Annotated in this window: 12 protein-coding genes and 1 pseudogene; 11 read left to right on the forward strand and 2 right to left on the reverse strand. The window is 38.2% G+C overall.

Annotation, left to right across the window (positions count from 1 at the left end; translation table 11 throughout):
• Positions 1-87 precede the first annotated feature (87 nt).
• The 6 genes from RMZ95_RS12595 to RMZ95_RS12620 all read left to right on the forward strand — a co-directional run bounded on the left by RMZ95_RS12595 (position 88) and on the right by RMZ95_RS12620 (position 6,663).
• Complete coding sequence (locus tag RMZ95_RS12595; protein ID WP_322683842.1) at positions 88-1,005, forward strand: glycosyltransferase family 2 protein; 918 nt, start codon at positions 88-90, stop codon at positions 1,003-1,005.
• A gap of 38 nt (positions 1,006-1,043) precedes the next feature.
• On the forward strand, positions 1,044-2,306 hold the full coding sequence (locus RMZ95_RS12600) for a glycosyltransferase family 4 protein (protein WP_322683843.1): 1,263 nt from the start codon (positions 1,044-1,046) through the stop codon (positions 2,304-2,306).
• Between the two features lie 180 nt (positions 2,307-2,486).
• Complete coding sequence (locus tag RMZ95_RS12605; protein WP_322683844.1) at positions 2,487-3,845, forward strand: hypothetical protein; 1,359 nt, start codon at positions 2,487-2,489, stop codon at positions 3,843-3,845.
• 25 nt (positions 3,846-3,870) lie between these two features.
• Entirely contained in the window at positions 3,871-4,611 is a 741-nt protein-coding gene (locus tag RMZ95_RS12610; protein WP_322683845.1) for a glycosyltransferase family 2 protein, read from the forward strand.
• Between the two features lie 168 nt (positions 4,612-4,779).
• Positions 4,780-5,760 (forward strand): hypothetical protein, encoded by a 981-nt coding sequence (locus RMZ95_RS12615; protein WP_322683846.1) that lies wholly within the window; start codon positions 4,780-4,782, stop codon positions 5,758-5,760.
• Between the two features lie 42 nt (positions 5,761-5,802).
• Positions 5,803-6,663 carry a glycosyltransferase gene (locus RMZ95_RS12620; protein ID WP_322683847.1) on the forward strand — a complete coding sequence of 287 codons (861 nt, stop codon included), beginning with the start codon at positions 5,803-5,805 and terminating at the stop codon, positions 6,661-6,663.
• A 282-nt stretch (positions 6,664-6,945) separates the two neighbouring features.
• Here the strand turns inward: RMZ95_RS12620 and RMZ95_RS12625 are convergent, their stop codons facing one another.
• The gene (locus RMZ95_RS12625; RefSeq protein WP_322683848.1) at positions 6,946-8,070 is read right to left on the reverse strand and encodes a glycoside hydrolase family 2 TIM barrel-domain containing protein; all 1,125 of its coding nucleotides are present in this window, start codon (positions 8,068-8,070) and stop codon (positions 6,946-6,948) included.
• Between the two features lie 1,114 nt (positions 8,071-9,184).
• Here RMZ95_RS12625 and RMZ95_RS12630 point away from each other — a divergent pair.
• The 5 genes and pseudogenes from RMZ95_RS12630 to RMZ95_RS12650 all read left to right on the forward strand — a co-directional run.
• Positions 9,185-12,484, forward strand: a pseudogene (locus RMZ95_RS12630) (phycobilisome rod-core linker polypeptide); the annotation flags it as partial.
• A gap of 398 nt (positions 12,485-12,882) precedes the next feature.
• Complete coding sequence (gene apcA, locus RMZ95_RS12635) at positions 12,883-13,371, forward strand: allophycocyanin subunit alpha (protein WP_322672097.1); 489 nt, start codon at positions 12,883-12,885, stop codon at positions 13,369-13,371.
• 65 nt (positions 13,372-13,436) lie between these two features.
• Positions 13,437-13,925, forward strand: coding sequence for an allophycocyanin subunit beta (gene apcB, locus RMZ95_RS12640; RefSeq protein ID WP_104908010.1), 489 nt, complete (start codon positions 13,437-13,439; stop codon positions 13,923-13,925).
• Between the two features lie 222 nt (positions 13,926-14,147).
• Entirely contained in the window at positions 14,148-14,354 is a 207-nt protein-coding gene (locus RMZ95_RS12645) for a phycobilisome linker polypeptide (protein ID WP_094349821.1), read from the forward strand.
• Between the two features lie 442 nt (positions 14,355-14,796).
• Positions 14,797-15,999 (forward strand): FtsW/RodA/SpoVE family cell cycle protein, encoded by a 1,203-nt coding sequence (locus RMZ95_RS12650; protein WP_322683849.1) that lies wholly within the window; start codon positions 14,797-14,799, stop codon positions 15,997-15,999.
• Positions 16,000-16,019: 20 nt separating this feature from the next.
• Here the strand turns inward: RMZ95_RS12650 and RMZ95_RS12655 are convergent, their stop codons facing one another.
• Complete coding sequence (locus RMZ95_RS12655; RefSeq protein WP_322683850.1) at positions 16,020-18,326, reverse strand: hypothetical protein; 2,307 nt, start codon at positions 18,324-18,326, stop codon at positions 16,020-16,022.
• Between the last annotated feature and the right edge of the window lie 9 nt (positions 18,327-18,335).

Consider the following 18,335-nt stretch of genomic DNA (forward strand, 5'->3'; position numbering starts at 1 on the left):
GTTTATTGTTTGGCGACTTTAAAACTTACGCACTGTACAAACGCATCATCTCTTGTATCAACTTTCAGGAAGAAAGGTATTGTCAAAATGCAAACTCCAGTTGCGTTCATCATTTTCAATCGCCCAGATAGAACCGCAAAAGTGTTTGAGGCTATTCGCCAAGCGCGTCCACCGATGCTCCTAGTTGCAGCGGATGGGCCTCGTGTAAATCGAGCTGGAGAGTCCGAAAAATGTGCTGAAACGCGATCGATTATCGATCGCGTTGACTGGCCCTGCGAAGTCTTAACCAATTATTCTGACATCAATATGGGGATGAAGCAGCGAGAAGCGACTGCTTTTTCTTGGGTATTTGACATCGTTGAAGAAGCTATTCTTTTGGAAGACGACTGTTTACCTCATCCGACATTTTTTCCCTATTGCGAAGAATTATTGAGGTATTACCGTCACGATGAGCGGATTATGACAATTTCTGGAGATAATACCCCCTTGGGCAATCCTAGAAATCGGCAGACTCAGGATAGCTATTACTTTTCGATTTATGCCCGAACATGGGGATGGGCAACCTGGCGTAGGGCATGGCAACATTACGATCTAGAAATGAAAAAGTGGTTAACCATTCGTGACGAGGGTTGGCTGCAAGACATTCTCAGAGATTCCAGAGAAGTCCAATTTTGGCAAAACCAATTTCAATCTACCTATGATGGTTTTGATACTTGGGACTATCAATGGATGCTCTGTTCCTGGTTACAAAATGCCTTGAGCATTATCCCCACAGTTAATTTGATTAGCAATCTGGGATTCGATCTGGATGGAACCAATACAACAGATCGAGGCGATCCACGCTCCAATGTTCCGACACAACCTATGCAATTTCCATTACAACATCCGCCCTTCACGATCCCAGATCGCCAAGCCGATCGCTTCACAAGAGAACATGTTTATATGCCAAGTCTCTTGAAACGTGTCCAGAGAAAGCTCAGAAAAACATTCAAAAATTTCAAATAATTTGTCGATCTATTAATGTTTAACCATTGAATCTACTTATGCAAATTATTCATACTAGTTATTCTGATTTATCTGGAGGTGCTGCTCGTGCAGCTTACCGGATTCATCGTTGTTTGTTACAGGCAGAAATAGACTCTCGAATGCAAGTTTTGTCAAAAATTTCTGACGATCCAACAGTTAGAGGTAATTCATTAAAAATCGGAAGAATAACAACAGAAATTCGCACAGGTATTGGTTTATTAGCCAAAAAAACCATCAAAAGTTGCGATCCAACGCGTTATTCGGCTGGACTTCTTCCTTCTAATTGGGTAAAATCTTTCCATGCCTCTGATGCAGATGTGATAAATCTTCATTGGGTAGGTGCAGAGACTTTATCCATTAGTGAAATTGGTCAGATTCGTAAACCGATAGTGTGGACGTTTCACGATATGTGGGCATTTTGTGGAGCAGAGCACTATACAAACGATGGACTTAATGCTCGCTGGCGTGAGGGTTATCGAGCAGACAATCGTCCACAAGACGAGTCTGGTTTCGATTTAAATCGTTGGACTTGGGAACGCAAGCAACGTAACTGGAAATATCCTTTCCATATTGTGTGTCCTAGTAACTGGCTAGCAGATTGCGTTCGCAATAGTGCATTGATGGCAGATTGTCCCGTCTCAGTAATACCATATCCCTTAGATTTAGATAGCTTTCGCCCGATTGAAAAAATATTAGCACGACAGCTTTTGAATTTACCTCAACAGAGATCGTTAATTTTATTTGGTGCCTTGGGCGGAACTAACGATCCTCGCAAAGGTATTGATTTATTATTACAAGCTACCAGTTTTCTGGAAAATCAAAAGTCAAAAGATATAGAAATTGAAATAGTAATTTTTGGACAGTCACGTCCGCCACAAGTTCCTAAATTGGGTTTCCCACTTCGATATACAGGACATCTTGCTGATGATATTTCTCTGGCTCTACTCTATTCTGCTGCTGATGTCTTTGTTGCACCTTCTAGACAAGATAACTTACCGAATACAGTTGTTGAGGCAATAGCTTGTGGTACTCCTACTGTTGCTTTCAAAATTGGAGGAATGCCTGATTTAATTCAGCATAGAGTGTCAGGCTATTTGGCACAACCATACGAAGCAGAAGATTTAGCAACAGGAATTCAATGGGTTCTACAACAACAAAAGGAAAGTAAATCTCTTAGTTTAGCAGCTCGTCGTCATGCAGAATATATGTTTGACCCAGTTCGGATCGCACAGCAGTACGTTGCGGTTTATAAGGAAGCAATGAATATACAAAAAAAGTGAGTGAGTAACTATATAGGGCTTGTTGAAAAAGCCCCACTGTGGATTTAGAATTTACGCAGCTTGATAAATACTAGCTTCGTAACAGAGTCTAATCAAATTCGTTTAGCAACCTCCCAGAGAAAGTGTAAGGCTTTTGAGTCTATAGAGGTGATAATGTTGCACTTCTAATATCTAAAAATTATGCTTCTTAAATTCATCCCAGAAAAAAATAAAATCCATTCAATACATAAAGTTTTTTCTTTGTTTGGCAATTTTAAAAATTTTATTTTTATATTTGGTCTAGCTATTTGGGCTATTATTCCGTTATTAGGTGTAGTTTTTATACTTGCATATTGCCAAATTAACGTTTCCCAAAATCAAATAGTAGGAAACCAAAAATGTATACTTAATATATTTCCAATCTTACTAGTTTTATTTACAATTACTACATATATAGCTAGCTTTGAGCCATTTCAAGATACAATTGTATATCTTGATATTTATTCTTCGCTTCAGAAAGAAACAGGGTTGACTATTCCAGATATCGAACTAGAACCAGTCTCTTTCATTTTGCCTAAATATTTGAGTGTATTAATAGGGCCTAGTCAGCTGAGTTTTTTATTCCTTCAATCTTTGACCATGAATACGGCTTTCACCGTTTTCGCCATACTATTTATGCCCGAATTTTATCCATTAATCATATTAATTAATGTCACGACTCAAGGATACTATTTTCAACTATTTTGGATGAGACAAATTTATTCATGGATATTTATAATACCTGCTATTTATGTTGATAATTTTGTTATTGCTTGTCTTTGTATATATGTCGGTTATTGGACACACAAATCTTCTTTAATGTATACTTTTGGCATATTACCTGGACTATTCAAGTATAAATTTATTAATGCATTAAATCCATTCAAATCATTTTCTAAATATTTGAATAATAGATTTAGTATTATTATTTGTTTTAGCTCGATACTTTTATTTTCATCAGTAATAATGAAATCACTGCTAGATTTGACAAGTTCATTGTCATCTTTTGATGGTTCTGTATCTCAGAGAATCGATATTTATGGCGGTGGCGGTGATGACTACAGTTTTGGAGATAAAATTAAAAATCAAATACGTCCTATTCTTGATTATATTATTATCTCTATATTTATCTTGAGAACCGATCTAAGCAAAATAAATAGAGTATATAGCAAAACAAATAGAAGATATATAAGATGGATTACAACATTCTTTTTGCTTTTCTTACTTTATTTTGGATCTTTAACATATGGATTTAATTTGAGAATTACCAGTATATTTTTTTGCATACCTGGTTTTTTTTATATTATCGCTCTCTCTTCAGACAAACTTAATGGTGCCTATAGCTATGATACTTTGATATTTATATTGGCAATTGTTTTCAGGATGATTTACTTTTTTGTTAGTATCACACTTCCTCAAAGCTACCTAACTTTTTGGAATGGTGAACCGCTAACTACACCAATCAGTGAATATTTTTACCTTTTTTATCAGTTTTTATTAAACATAATTAATCATAACTAATATGAATAATTGCCAAGTATCGATAGTGACGATATCCAAAAATAATTACCAAGGATTGCAAAAAACCTTACAATCAGTCAAAGAACAAGACTATAAAATAATAGAGCATATTATTATTGACGGAGATTCTGATGATGGAAGTAAAGAGTTTTTAGATTCATATACCCATTCTAAAAATTATATTTATTTGTCAGAACTAGATAATGGGATATCTAGCGCATTTAATAAAGGGTTACAAAAAAGTAATGGGGATTTAATTTTCTTCTTAAACTCTGGAGATGTATTCTTTTCCAAAACAGTGATTTCTGAAGTTGTGCAAAGCTATATGCAACATAAATGGAAATGTGCTATTGGTGTCACCGTCACTACAAGTTTTGCTGGAGAAACCATATTTTATCGTCCGCCGCAACTTTCATCGAAATTTCTAAAATACTTTATGTTTTTACCACACCAGGGGTTTTTCTGTGAAACTTCTCTACATAAGAATTACAAATACAATGAATCTCTCAAAATTTCTATGGATTACGAGTTATTTTTACGAATGCTTAAAAATATAACAATCTTTTATTTACCTACAGTAATATCAATACGCGAACCTGGAGGTATTTCTAGCCAAACTCAAAAGAGAATTAGTGAACATTCACAAATACGTTTGATTTACGCTAATAAAATACATGAAAAATTGATAGTTAGCATTTTAAATACATTAATTTTATTTAAAAACTATCTCAAAATTGATTCACCTTTTGCATCAAAAAAAAAGTGAATAAATCCAAAATTATATTAGCGAATATTTACTAAGACTTCAGTCATCTCAAATATTTATTTTTGAAATCACCGCGTTTTTATCCATTTGTGAATTATGCATATAATATATCTTTTTAGACCGAAAAATCCCAGAGTGCATCATTGCTCAGAATCTTTTTACAAAGCAATGACACTAAATACTGATTCTGATATAGCTAGTTATTCTGTAAAATACTTGTATTCCGTCACTTTACGAGAGGTTTGGTCATTAATCAAACAGTTCGTGAGCATAAATAAGGAAGAAGAAATATCAGTATTTTTCTTTTTAATTCAGTTAGATTATTTAGTATTAGCTTTAATTTTAAAAGCTATTAGTAAATTATTAAATAAGAAATTAAAAGTTTTTTATTTAATGCATGAGCCTAAATTTGAAAAAGGAAGAATTAACCCTTTAAAAGCAGATATTGTATTTTTATATCATTTAATTTTTGGCTATATAGGAGATAAAATATTATTGCCTAGCAATGAGGCAGTTTTGAAAGCAAAAGACTTCGTTAATAATGATAAGCTTTACAAGTTAAACTTATCATTTATTTCTATACCAGAAAATATTTTACAAAATAATTTAGCACAACTAAAGTATAGTTGGGATAAGGAAAAAACTTTTTTATTGTTAGGTCGAGCAGATAGAGATAAAAACCCTCAAGGATTTTTATCTCTAGCAAGTATAATTAACACAGATTACCCAAAACAAGCGAGATTTATTCGGGGTGGAAGTGAGAGGAACATACAAGTAAATTACGACGAAAAACTAATAATTAGATTTCCTGGCTTCATTTCAAATAGTGCTAAAAGTTTCCTACTTGGTTTAAGCCACTTTGTTGTGATTCCCTACTCATTCTCAACTCAAAGTGGTGTGGTGACAGAGGCTTTGAGTTATGGAAAGCTTTTAATTATTAATGATATTTCTACTTTCTCATATTTAAAAGGTCTAAGTTTTGTCTTTTTTACTGATTTTAATGACAAAAGCTCAATGTCAAAATGCATCCATGATGTATTTAGTATGGACATAAATGATTATGAAACCCGCTATTGGGATGCAATAAGATACTTCCAAGAAAATCATTCAGAAGCTTATCTTTCAAAAACCTTGCAAGAAATTTTATAAACATATTTTTGTTTTTGAAATATACAGAGGTGAAATACATCCATGTCGAATACAGTACCTACAGTTTCTAGCAACATACAAGCAAGCATTACAGTGGGTATTCCTTTTTACCAAGGTAGCAATATTGCACATCTTCGTGCTGCTATTGACTCTATCTTATGGCAAAGTGTACCAGCAAAGGAAATTCATTTAATTCAGGATGGTTTGGTTTCAAAAATTTTGGAGGAAACTGTTAATGAATATACTGCAACTTATCCTCATATAAAACACCTCTTAATTTCTCAAAACATGGGTTTAGCTCATGCACTTAATATCTCCATATTAAACTCTTCATCTACATACTACGCAAGAATGGACTCTGATGACATTGCACATCCAGAGCGATTAAGTAAACAAATAGATTTTTTAGAAAGTCACTTAGATATTGACATCTTAGGTACTTGGGCTTTTGTCTTTGAGGATGAATTTCCAAGAGAAAATTGCTCAATTAGGATAATGCCTGTATGTAATCAGGAGATACATGCACTGTTTCATTATCAAAATCCGTTGATACATCCATCTGTGATGTTTAGAAGTAGTGTTTTTGCTAAAACAGGACTTTATAACATGAAATTTCGTTCTGAATGTGATTTAGAATTGTGGGCAAGAGCATTGAAATTGAGAGTTGGTATTTCAAATTTATCTGAACCTTTACTTTATTATAGAAATACAGGCGTTATCAGTAGAAGGTCTGCGGCTTTAGGACAGCAAATTAAAGCACGATATCAATACAATACTCTTTCACTAAAATTAAATATTCTCAAAGTAATGTCTTTACTATTTCGCATTCTTCCCTATAAAATGCAAGTTTGGGGATACAAAAAATTTAAAAAACAGAGCAATTTTAATCAAAATGCTGGCTAATTTTTAGTTAAATAGAAATCTAAGATTTCTATTTAATTATATTTAAACTATAGATATTAATTACCATCATAAAAAGTGGTTTAATATCATATCTATTTAATCTCCGTAAAAAATATTTATCATACTGTATATCTAAGTGGGATAACGCAATTAAACATAAGATAGAGTTAACTATGCCACATAGCTCAAACTTCTTCATCCCCACTTCTCGGAGTTAAGAGATATGGGATAAGAAGTTTGAATAGTTTAGATGTCTTATATTTAGTTACTAAGCTTATTAACTTATCTTACTTGATACAACTTTACTTCATAAGGATTTAAACGAGTACTGAAACTTGCATTAGGAAATAGGTTATTAATAGTTTTTTCATTAAAAGTAATTATTTTACCAGCTAAATTCTGAGTTAGTTTTACTACGAAATTTATTTGACTCGAAGTGTGATTAACAGCTATGATTAAAGATTTTGTAGTATTAGGAATAGGAAATAATTTAACTTCTATATTTGGGTTGTTTACTTGTACTGGATTACTTAAATCTTCTCCTCTAACGATTGCAGGAATGTAATCTCGGAATTCTTTAATAGTAGGATACAAAACTGACTCATTCCAGGAAGGTGAAGAGAGATAGTGTATCCAAAATAGCAACCCATCAGCCCCTGTCAGGACTGATAAATAAAACATATAGCGAAATTCTAACTTTGTTGGTAATCGAAAATCGGTCTGATTTCCTTTATAAGCTTGTATTACGTTCCAAAACTTTTTGTTTTTAACATCAGCAAGGGAAATGACTTCGTAGAGTGCTTTTCGGTAAAATGATACCCATTGGAATTCTACAACTCCATATTTACAAGGATAACAATCCCACATCAGTATATCCATTGCATCGCTGTAAGGTTCAATTTTTTCTATTTTGGTAAAAACTAATGCCACTGGCTTTGATTTATCTTCTTCCTTAATAGCTTTGTATACCTTTTTTAACAAATTTGGAGAAATTGGTCTAGGTTTTTTTATTTCTGGTTCATCATAAAGATACCAAGCATAAACGGAAGGATGGTTTTTATAAGTACGAATAAAGTCTTTCACTCCAGAAATATTTTCTGATTCGATTAAAATACGAGGAATCTCAAGCAGGATTTTTATTGGTGTTTTTTTAGAAGCATCCAAAAATGCCTGGATTTTTGCTTTGCTCTCTTTTTCAACATAGGGCATTAATAAGTCAATTCCTTTAGAAGATGCTTTGATTGGTACATCAATATTATTGATATTGTCATACCAACCTAAGAAAAACGGTAAACTTCGTTTCCGATTAGTTAAATATTTTTTGGGATTTAAACTTACAAGTATGCTGCTAGTACTAGCTACTAAAAAACCAGGAATTAAAGCTATAAATTTACGTCGCGTTATCATTATCAAATATTAAATTTAAGAACAAGCTTAATTAAACATCACATTGATTGGTTTGGCAATATTTGGTATTATCTATGAATCATTGCAACTTATTCAAGGACATTTGAGTACCTACCTCATACCTTAGTAGCGATGTAAGCAAACGTTTGTCCGCGATAAAACTGGTCACGTCCACCTTTGGTGATATATGCTGGTTCTCTGAAAATCATTGGCAATATTTAGAATTATAAATATTTTGTAACAGTTTCACTGCGTTAGCATTTTTTGTAGTGAATTTGAAGCGATCGCTACCACTAACAGTTATGCTTTCTTTAGTCACTGTCCCTTTTTAAGAAGTAACATTAAAATAAAAGTATAAATTTATACATTTAATTTGGGTCGTAGTGGCGGGCTTCACTGTTGTATACCAGAGTTGGTATTTGAGGTCTAGTCTTTGCTCGGTTGATAACAGTGCTGATGTTTTCTCTGGAAACGCATTTGCCGAAGTGACAGCGAAAATAATTGCGATCGCAGATAGGGTAGCATTGAATCAATAGTTAAATTTACAACTTTTGTTCTTAGCATTTACCCTTAATCTTAATACTGACTATTTCCAGATTAAACTACCACAAATTAAGAATTATTTCCCCTATAGTGTCAGTTTTAACATGCTTTTACCAGTAGCAAAAACAACTTAACATCGACGAATAACCACTGTCTAGTGACTAAGTGCAACCTTTAATTAATGCATAGCTAATTCTTTGCGTGCCTCTGCGTTTCCCTCTGTGCCCCTACCCTGCAAAAAGGCGAAGTGCTTATGCGTTTAAATAAAAAAGAAATCAGCAGACAGTTCCCAACCTACTACTTAGTTACAAAACTTAGACTTAATCTCAGACAAACTGGAGTATACACTTTTAAGACTGGAGACATTTAAGATACAGGTTCTACATACTTCTTAATAAATCCGCCTTGAGAACGCAAAACGTTCTAATCTAAAAGCTAAGTGGGTTAATTTACTGGCAGTTTTGCAGGTAATACTTTCAAGCTTATAAAGCATAGACACGCCGATGTGTCAAGCCTCAAAACAATCCAGACTTAACATATAAACGCTTATAATGGGAGTTTTACAAATCCGATGAGTGTTAAGGCGAGTGGTGGAAGCTCGGTTGCGCGTCCGCAACTATATCAAACCCTACCTGTATCCACAATTACCCAAGCGGAGCAGCAAGACCGTTTCTTGGGAAATGGTGAACTAAATGAACTGGCAAGCTATTTTGCATCTGGTGCAAAGCGTCTAGAAATTTCTCAGACGTTGACGGACAATGCCGAGATTATTGTGTCTCGAGCTGCTAACCGGATTTTTGTTGGTGGTTCGCCAATGGCTTTTTTAGAAAAGCCCAGAGCAGTAGAAATAGTACCGGTTAGTGCTGTTAGCGGTGCTAATGTTCAACAAGGGATGCAACTGGGAACTGTAACCTACGTTGAAAGTCGTGGTGGGTTCCTAGAAAATTTACGATCAATATTTAACTCATCCCCCAGCGGCCCGACACCTCCAGGTTTCAGACCAATTAACATTGCTCGATATGGCCCAAGCAACATGGCCAAGAGCTTGCGGGATTTATCCTGGTTCTTGCGCTACGCTACTTATGCGATCGTTGCTGGCGATCCCAACATCATAGCGGTGAATACAAGGGGTTTGCGGGAAATCATTGAAAATGCCTGCTCTGGAGAAGCTACGCTAGTAGCTTTACAAGAAATCAAAGCTGGGGCACTTTCATTTTTCCGCAACGATGCTGAGGGTACAGAAATTGTGTCTCAGTACATGGATGTTTTGTTAACAGAATTCAAAGCAGCCACACCTTCAAATAAACTGCGCCAACGCCCTTCTAGCGACCAGCAAGGGTTAGAATTGCCGCAAATCTACTTCAATGCCTCAGAACGTCGTCCCAAGTTTGTGATGAAGACTGGGTTATCCAGTAGTGAAAAAAATGAGGTAGTTAAAGCGGCCTATCGACAAATCTTTGAGCGCGACATTACCCGTGCTTATAGTTTGTCCATATCTGACCTAGAATCCAAGGTGAAGAATGGCGACATCTCTATGAAAGAGTTTGTCCGTCGTTTAGCTAAATCTCCCCTTTACCAAAAACAGTTTTACCAGCCTTTTATTAACAGCCGAGTCATCGAACTAGCTTTCCGTCACATTCTCGGACGGGGCCCAAGTAGCCGAGAAGAAGTACAAAAATACTTCTCGATTATTTCTAACGGTGGTCTACCAGCTTTGGTAGATGCCTTAGTAGATTCTGCTGAATACGGCGACTATTTTGGTGAAGAAACAGTACCCTACCTGCGGGGTCTGGGTCAAGAAGCACAAGAATGTCGCAACTGGGGGCCGCAGCAAGACCTGTTTAACTACAGTGCGCCTTTCCGCAAGATACCTCAGTTCCTCACCACATTTGCGGCTTACGAGCAACCGCTACCAGATCAACATCCTTACGGTTCTGGTAACGACCCCTTGGAAATTCAGTTTGGGGCGATTTTCCCGAAAGAAACTCGCAACCCCAGTACCAGTCCGGCTCCTTTTAGCAAGGATACCAAACGCATCCTGATTCACCAAGGAGCAGGGATTAATAACCAAAATAGTAATCCCAGAGCGCGGGGTGAAGCTCCTGGTACCCTTGGTCCCAAGGTGTTCAAATTAGACCAACTGCCTGGTACTAGAGGTAAAAAGGCTCCCAAAAGTTCTAGTGTCAGATACTCCGAAAGCTCCACACAAGCAGTAATTAGAGCTGCTTACCTGCAAGTTTTTGGTCGCGATGTCTACGAAGGTCAGCGCCCGAAGGTATTAGAAATCAAGCTGGAAAACGGTGACATCTCGGTACGGGAATTTATCCGTGCTTTGGCTAAGTCGGATGTCTTCCGCAATCTGTACTGGTCATCGCTGTATGTTTGTAAAGCGATCGAGTATATTCACCGCCGCTTGTTAGGTCGTCCGACTTATGGTCGTCAAGAAATCAACAAGTACTTTGATATCGCTTCTAAACAAGGCTTTTACGCGGTGGTTGATGCCATTATTAACAGCGTAGAATACAGCGAAGCCTTTGGTGAAGATACGATTCCTTACGAACGGTATCTGACTCCTGGTGGTGTAGCAGGGCGACAATTACGTGTTGGTAGCATTCGTGATGATATTGCCGCAAAAATCCAGAAGGAGGTAACACCAAGCTTTGTGACACTGGGTACAGTGACAGAAAAGCGGTCAGAACCAGATATTCAGTTCCGCATTAACCAAGGTGTTAGCAAGCAACGGGAACAAACCAAAATCTTCAAGCTTGTGGCGAATACTACTGACAAGGTTGCAGTCAAAACTTTGATCAGCGCTGCCTATCGTCAGATTTTTGAGCGGGATATTGCACCATACATCGCCAAAAACGAATTTACCAAATGGGAAAGCAAGTTGGGAAATGGCGAAATTAGCGTGAAGGAATTTATTGAAGGTTTGGGTTACTCTAACCTCTACCTGAAAGAGTTCTACACACCTTACCCCAACACCAAAGTGATTGAGTTAGGAACCAAACACTTCTTGGGACGTGCGCCACTAGACCAAGCAGAAATCCGCAAGTATAACCAAATTTTGGCTACTCAAGGTATTCGTGCCTTTATTGGTGCTTTGGTAGATAGTGTGGAATATAACCAGGTGTTTGGTGAAGATACGGTGCCTTACCGCCGCTTCCCGACCCTGCCAGCGGCAAACTTCCCGAATACAGAGAAGCTTTACAACCAGCTGACCAAGCAAAACGATGACGTGGTTGTACCCAGCTTTAAGCCAGTACAAGCCCGTGTCGGAGTTAGTAACGATACACCGCTTTTGGTACAGGCGATCGCAGATATCGCAGCCCAAACAAATGGTCAGCCATCCTTTGCTGAACTGGGCCGTTCTTACAACGATGCTAGCGGACAATCCGTGGAACAAGGTGTGCGTAAACATGCGCGCATTTACCGTCTAACAGAAAACACCAACCAAGACGAAAAACAACAGGCAATCAATGCCATTTATCGTCAAGTATTGGATGTATTTAGCGGTGAGGTGCCCGATAATTTCCGTCGCACTGACCTAGATAGCAAACTCCAAAATGGTGAAATTTCCGTGCGGGAGTTTGTGCATGAACTAGCTAGTTCCCAAATCTATCGCCAGCGCTTCTTATCACCTTATCCTCATACCAAGACCATTGAGTTCCTCTTCCGTCATCTGTTGGGGCGTACACCCGCAACTCAGGAAGAAATTGGCCAATATAACAAGCTGCTAGTTGATAGTGGTTTGTCAGCCGCTGTAGAAGCAATAGTCGAAAGTCCAGAATATAACCGCTACTTCGGTGAAGATGTTGTGCCTTACAACCGCTTCCCATCTCTGCCAGCAGGTAACTACCTCGGCAGTGTTGCGGTTGATTAAGAAGTAGGGAATAGGGAATAGGGAATAGGGTACAGATTATTTACTGTTCCCTGTCCCCTGTAACCTTTCCCCTGTCCCCTTCTTAACCTTTCGTAATACCGCTCTCAGATTGCAGTTAAAACAGTAAATTCTGAAAAGCAATATTACAAAGTATTAAGAGCAGTCATAAATGCTCAACAGAATGCCGGAAAATGTTTTGCGGAAGGTAACTGAGTTTGAAAGCTTGTGTACTTGTGTTGACTCAAGCAAACTCGTAATTTTATTAGCTGTAGCAGTTGTAAAACTGTTGTGTCTAAAAGGACGATAAAACAAACTCAGTAAACCAAACTCAAAGTCGCACCAGTTTAATCAAATCCTGGTTTCATTAGTATTGGAGGAATCCATTAATGAGTATCGTCACGAAAGCTATCGTGAATGCTGATGCAGAAGCTCGCTACCTCAGCCCTGGTGAGTTAGATCGGATCAAGTCCTTTGTTACAAGTGGTGAGCGCCGGGTGCGGATTGCTCAAGTTTTATCAGAAAATCGCGAACGGCTTGTTAAGCAAGCTGGCGATCAACTGTTCCAAAAGCGTCCTGATGTTGTGTCTCCTGGTGGTAACGCTTACGGTCAAGAATTGACTGCTACTTGCCTGCGTGACCTAGATTATTACCTCCGCCTCGTTACCTACGGTATCGTTGCTGGTGATGTCACCCCCATCGAAGAAATTGGTGTTATTGGTGCCCGTGAACTGTACAAGTCCTTGGGAACTCCTATCGATGGTGTTGCTGAAGGTATCCGCGGGCTGAAGAATGGCTCTGCGTCACTGCTCTCTGGTGATGACGCTAGTGAAGCTGCTGGCTACTTCGACTACCTAGTTGGTGCCCTTCTAGGATAGGGTAAAGCTGTTTACCTACTTAAACAGAAGTATTGCAATACGGTTGGAAATAAGGAATTAACAACATGGCTCAAGACGCAATTACCGCTGTCATTAACTCCGCAGACGTTCAAGGTAAATATCTAGACTCTTCTGCTTTAGAGAAGCTAAAAGGCTACTTCTCCACTGGCGAACTGCGGGTACGTGCTGCTAGCACCATCAGCGCTAACGCTGCTGCGATCGTCAAAGAAGCTGTAGCAAAATCTTTGCTATACTCTGACATCACCCGTCCCGGCGGCAACATGTACACCACCCGCCGCTACGCTGCTTGCATCCGTGATTTGGACTATTACCTCCGCTATGCCACCTACGCTATGTTGGCTGGCGATCCTTCCATCCTAGATGAGCGTGTGCTCAATGGCTTGAAGGAAACCTACAACTCCTTGGGCGTTCCCGTCGGTGCTACCGTGCAAGCTATCCAAGCAATCAAAGAAGTAACCGCCAGTTTGGTAGGTTCTGATGCTGGTAAGGAAATGGGCGTTTACTTAGACTATATCTCCTCTGGCTTAAGCTAAGAACTAGTTTGCGCTTAAGAATTTAGGTGCGGCTTTATTAAGGTCTGGAAATCAACCGTGAGTGCTAGAACGTTATATTGCTTATCTTGGTAAATTATCAGTGATGAGTGTTGGTGGTCTAGTATTGATGTTTGATTTCCAGCCTTTGAATGATTAAAAGATTTCCACTCAAGATTTTGAGATAAAAAAGTTTTCACAAGGTATACAGGAGATTTTCAAAATATGTCCCGTTTGTTTAAAATTACTGCTCTAGTTCCCAGCCAAACCCGAATTCGGACTCAACGCGAACTGCAAAATACTTACTTTACTAAGTTAGTTCCTTATGAAAACTGGTTCCGCGAACAGCAACGCATTCAAAAAGCAGGTGGCACAATCATCAAGGTGGAACTAGCAACTGGTAAGCAAGGTGCTAATACTGGCTTGTCGTAATTCTGTAAATAGAATATTATTTTAGGGAATTGGTAAGAGGTCGAGAAAGACCTCTTTTTTATGGCTCGGATTTTATGCAAATCAATAATTAAACATATTTAAAAGACGATACCCGCGAGTATAAAGTGGAACTGGAGCGTCAGCATTCTGTCTATTCTTAGCCTGTTCAATAGTTTCATCAAGCACAATTAGGTTTCTTTTCCAACCTTCAGCCAATTTTCTAGCGATCGCTCTTAACTATAGAACCCTAAATTTTAAGTATAAAATACTACTTTTAAAACGCTGAGTAAAGATTGCAATTTGTCAGAAATATTGCACTAGTGGGGTATTAAAGTTAACAACTCTAATATTTATGGTTGTAAAGCCTACTTATGAGTTATAAGTTATGATTTATGAGTTTTATTTTTAACTCCTAATTTCTAACTTTTTACCTGTACCGATCGTGAATCTACGCCACCTGATTCCAATTTTTGATAGTTCAGTCTCCAACTGGGCATTAGAAGCGCGGTTCTTGCGCTGGTTAACCTTGATTTGGCTGTTCGTCGGCTTGATCATGCTATTTTCAGCATCATATCCTGTCGCTGATGCCCGTCAGAATGATGGTTTGTATTACTTTAAACGTCAACTGCTTTGGGTCTTAGTTTCCTTAATTGGATTCAATATTATTGTTAATTCACCGTTGCAGAAAATTTTGGGACTATCCCATTGGTTTTTGTTGCTATTTTTGGGGTTAATTTTTGTCACACTGATCCCAGGATTGGGAAGAAAAGCTTTTGATGCAGCGCGTTGGATTGCGATCGGGCCAATTCCGATTCAACCTTCAGAACTAATTAAACCCTTTTTGGTGTTGCAAAGTGCGCGGCTTTTTGGTCAATGGGAACGAATTAGTTGGCGGGTTCGCTTCGCTTGGTTGGGCGTTTTTGGTTTGGTACTTTTAGGAATTCTTGCCCAGCCGAACTTGAGTACAACGGCACTTTGCGGCATGACTATCTGGCTAATTGCTTTAGCAGCTGGCTTACCTTACAAGTACCTGGGAGGAACAGCAATTGGTGGAGTAATGTTGGCGCTACTCAGTATTAGTATTAAAGAGTATCAGCGTAAGCGGGTGATGTCATTCCTCAATCCTTGGGCGGATGCTACAGGAGATGGCTACCAGTTGGTGCAAAGTCTACTAGCTGTGGGTTCTGGAAAAACTTGGGGAGCTGGATATGGGCTTTCTCAACAAAAGCTGTTTTATTTACCAATTCAAGATACCGATTTTATTTTTGCGGTGTTCGCTGAAGAGTTTGGCTTTGTTGGCAGTATGGTGTTATTGGTACTTTTAGCTACATTCGCTACTCTCGGATTAGTTGTGGCGCTGAAGGCTAAAAATATAGTACATCGATTGGTAGCGATCGGTGTGACGACTTTGATGGTGGGACAATCATTGCTCCACATCGGTGTTGCTACAGGTTCTCTACCGACTACTGGCTTACCTTTACCGATGTTTAGTTATGGTGGTAATTCTATGATTGCCAGTTTAATAGCTGCTGGGTTGTTGATTCGGGTAGCACGTGAGAGTAATGAAGCTGAGGTAGTACCGTTGCGAAAACCTCAACTTGAAAATGGGCGCAGACGCCGAGCTTTTCATAAAACTAGAAATTGAGCTAGCAAATGCCCAAAAAGTTACCTCTGAGGTAAGGGAGTCTTAAATGGGCTATTGCTAGGTGGCAGAGTAGGTGGAATTGGGTTAAAGCTAGGTATAGGAGTAGGCTCTACTTTTTTGAGGACTGTGATTGCAAATCCTCTTTGCTGGGGTTGTTGCTTACCAGATATATCATTGACTAGCAGCCCGATTTGAGCGGGGAAGGCTTGATTTACTAGAAACTTCGTTGAACCAACTGCTGGAACGTCATTGCCGTATGGTAGAAGTTTAACCTGAATATTTTCTCCCTCTACTCTCCAACTCAGAATAGCAGATGTTCCTTCATTGAGAACCAAATTTGGTTGCTCGCTACCGTTAATTTTGAAATAGACAATTTTAAATGGTTTGGGTAATATTGGAATTTTTGATTCAGCTTTTTTAGAACTAATTTTGTCGCTTCCATTGTTAGAAACAGCTTTGATTTCAAATGCAAAACTTCCCACTTTATTTGCTAATAAAGGAATATTTTTACATTGCAGTTGTTGATTTTGTTGTATACATAGTTTTTTAAGTTTAGGGTCTGTAATATTGCCTTGATTAAATTTGTAAGTAACTGGTTCACCATAAGATGTACCATCATCTGCATTGCCAACAACCTGTAGTTGTGACAGCAATAATGGACGTGCAATTGTCCAACTAAAAAGAATATTTTCACCTTTTGTGTACTGGGGCTTATCTAGCTGAAAATTAACTACTGATGCAATTGGTTTTTCTACAATTTCTACTTGGGTAGTTTGCGCTACTACTTGGTTAGTTTGAGAAAATATTTGTATACCATTGCGATAAAAGGCTTGTAATTCAAAAGTGTAATTACCTTTTGTTTTTACTCCAGTTTTTACGTTGCTACAAATTAATTCTTGTTTATCTTGTACCTGACAAGCAGGGATTTCATTAGCACTTCTTTTACCCAGTGTTTCAGGAATACCATTGCTAAAGTCATAAGTAATAGGCTGAATAGGTTGGGAACCTTTAGCCGTCAAAACTAACTTTTTTAACTGTTTATATTGATGAATTTCCCAGTTTAAAGCTACCTCATCACCTTCAGTAATTTGAGAGTCATTTGCACTAAAATTTTCTAATCTCAAAGGGTCGGGGTTTAAAATTCGCCAAATGATAAATCCTATCCCTCCCAATAACCCCAAAATTGCCAAAACTAACAGAAGAAATTGCCACCAAGGGCGGGGTTTCCATACCAAAGTTCCTTGAGGTAGTGTGTTCGGTAGGGGTAAATTTTGTTGGTCTTTGATGTTGAGTTGAAAGTTGATCGCTAGCCCTGCACCAAACCACGGTCGTCGCCACCAAGGTTTGGGTTTGACCGTCAAATTAGCCACAGCACTTCTATTAGGTAATAATCTTACTTCAGTGGGATCGAATTTGTAAGTATATAGTTCTTCTTCGTCTCGACTTTTTAAGTTTAATATCAGTTCGCGGACAATATTGCCCTGGTTAGCTAGTGATAATTCGTACTTGCCAAGACTACGGCTAACTTGTCCCAAGATGGTATTAAGTTCTATATCTAAGCGATAATTTGTCGGAATTTGGATATACACCAAATCCAGCAGTACTAAATCTGGAGAGTTTTCTGAATACAAGCGGATTGTCGGCGAATAGCTTCCCGCAAGGGTATCTCCAGGTGGGTGAAATTTCAACAATATTTGACCTTGCGTACCAGGATTGAGTTCTAATGCAGTCACGTCAGACACTAATCCTGGCCCCTCAAATCCAGTCGCAGGATAATTAATTGTGAACCAGTCATCGTCTAAATCTGGACAACTCAAGCGGAATCTGTCTACGAGATAAGAGCGATTGTCAACTATTACCTCCACTTGCAGAGGCTCATTAGGATTGAAAATTAACGGTTTGTTGGGGTTGGTGTTAGGTCTGATGGAAAATGTCGGGTCGTTTACCCGAATTGCAGTCTGTTCTTTTAGCAGAACCTTAATTTGGTTTGCGAAAGTTATGGGAGTATCTTGTGGATAATGTAGAGGAGAATCTACGACTAGTGTATAGTCATAGGTTCCTGGGAGAGCATTTGCGGCGATTTGAAACTCAAATCTTACTTCGTCGCTATTTTGCCCTGGAGCTAATGCTAAACTTTCTCTAGGAGAACTAGACCAGCCGGTTAAATTTTGAAATACTTCGTCAAAAACAAAATATAAGTCAATAACCGCACTTTGATTTCCCTGATTGATTACAACAATATAAAGTTCAATGGTATCTCCTGGCATCCCAAATTGAATTCCAGGTGGGTTGATAATAACTTGCAGTGGATTGAATTTAGCTTGCATGTCATTGAT

Origin of the sequence: Nostoc sp. DedQUE07 (assembly GCF_034530975.2) — a bacterium.
Classification (GTDB): Bacteria; Cyanobacteriota; Cyanobacteriia; order Cyanobacteriales; family Nostocaceae; genus Nostoc.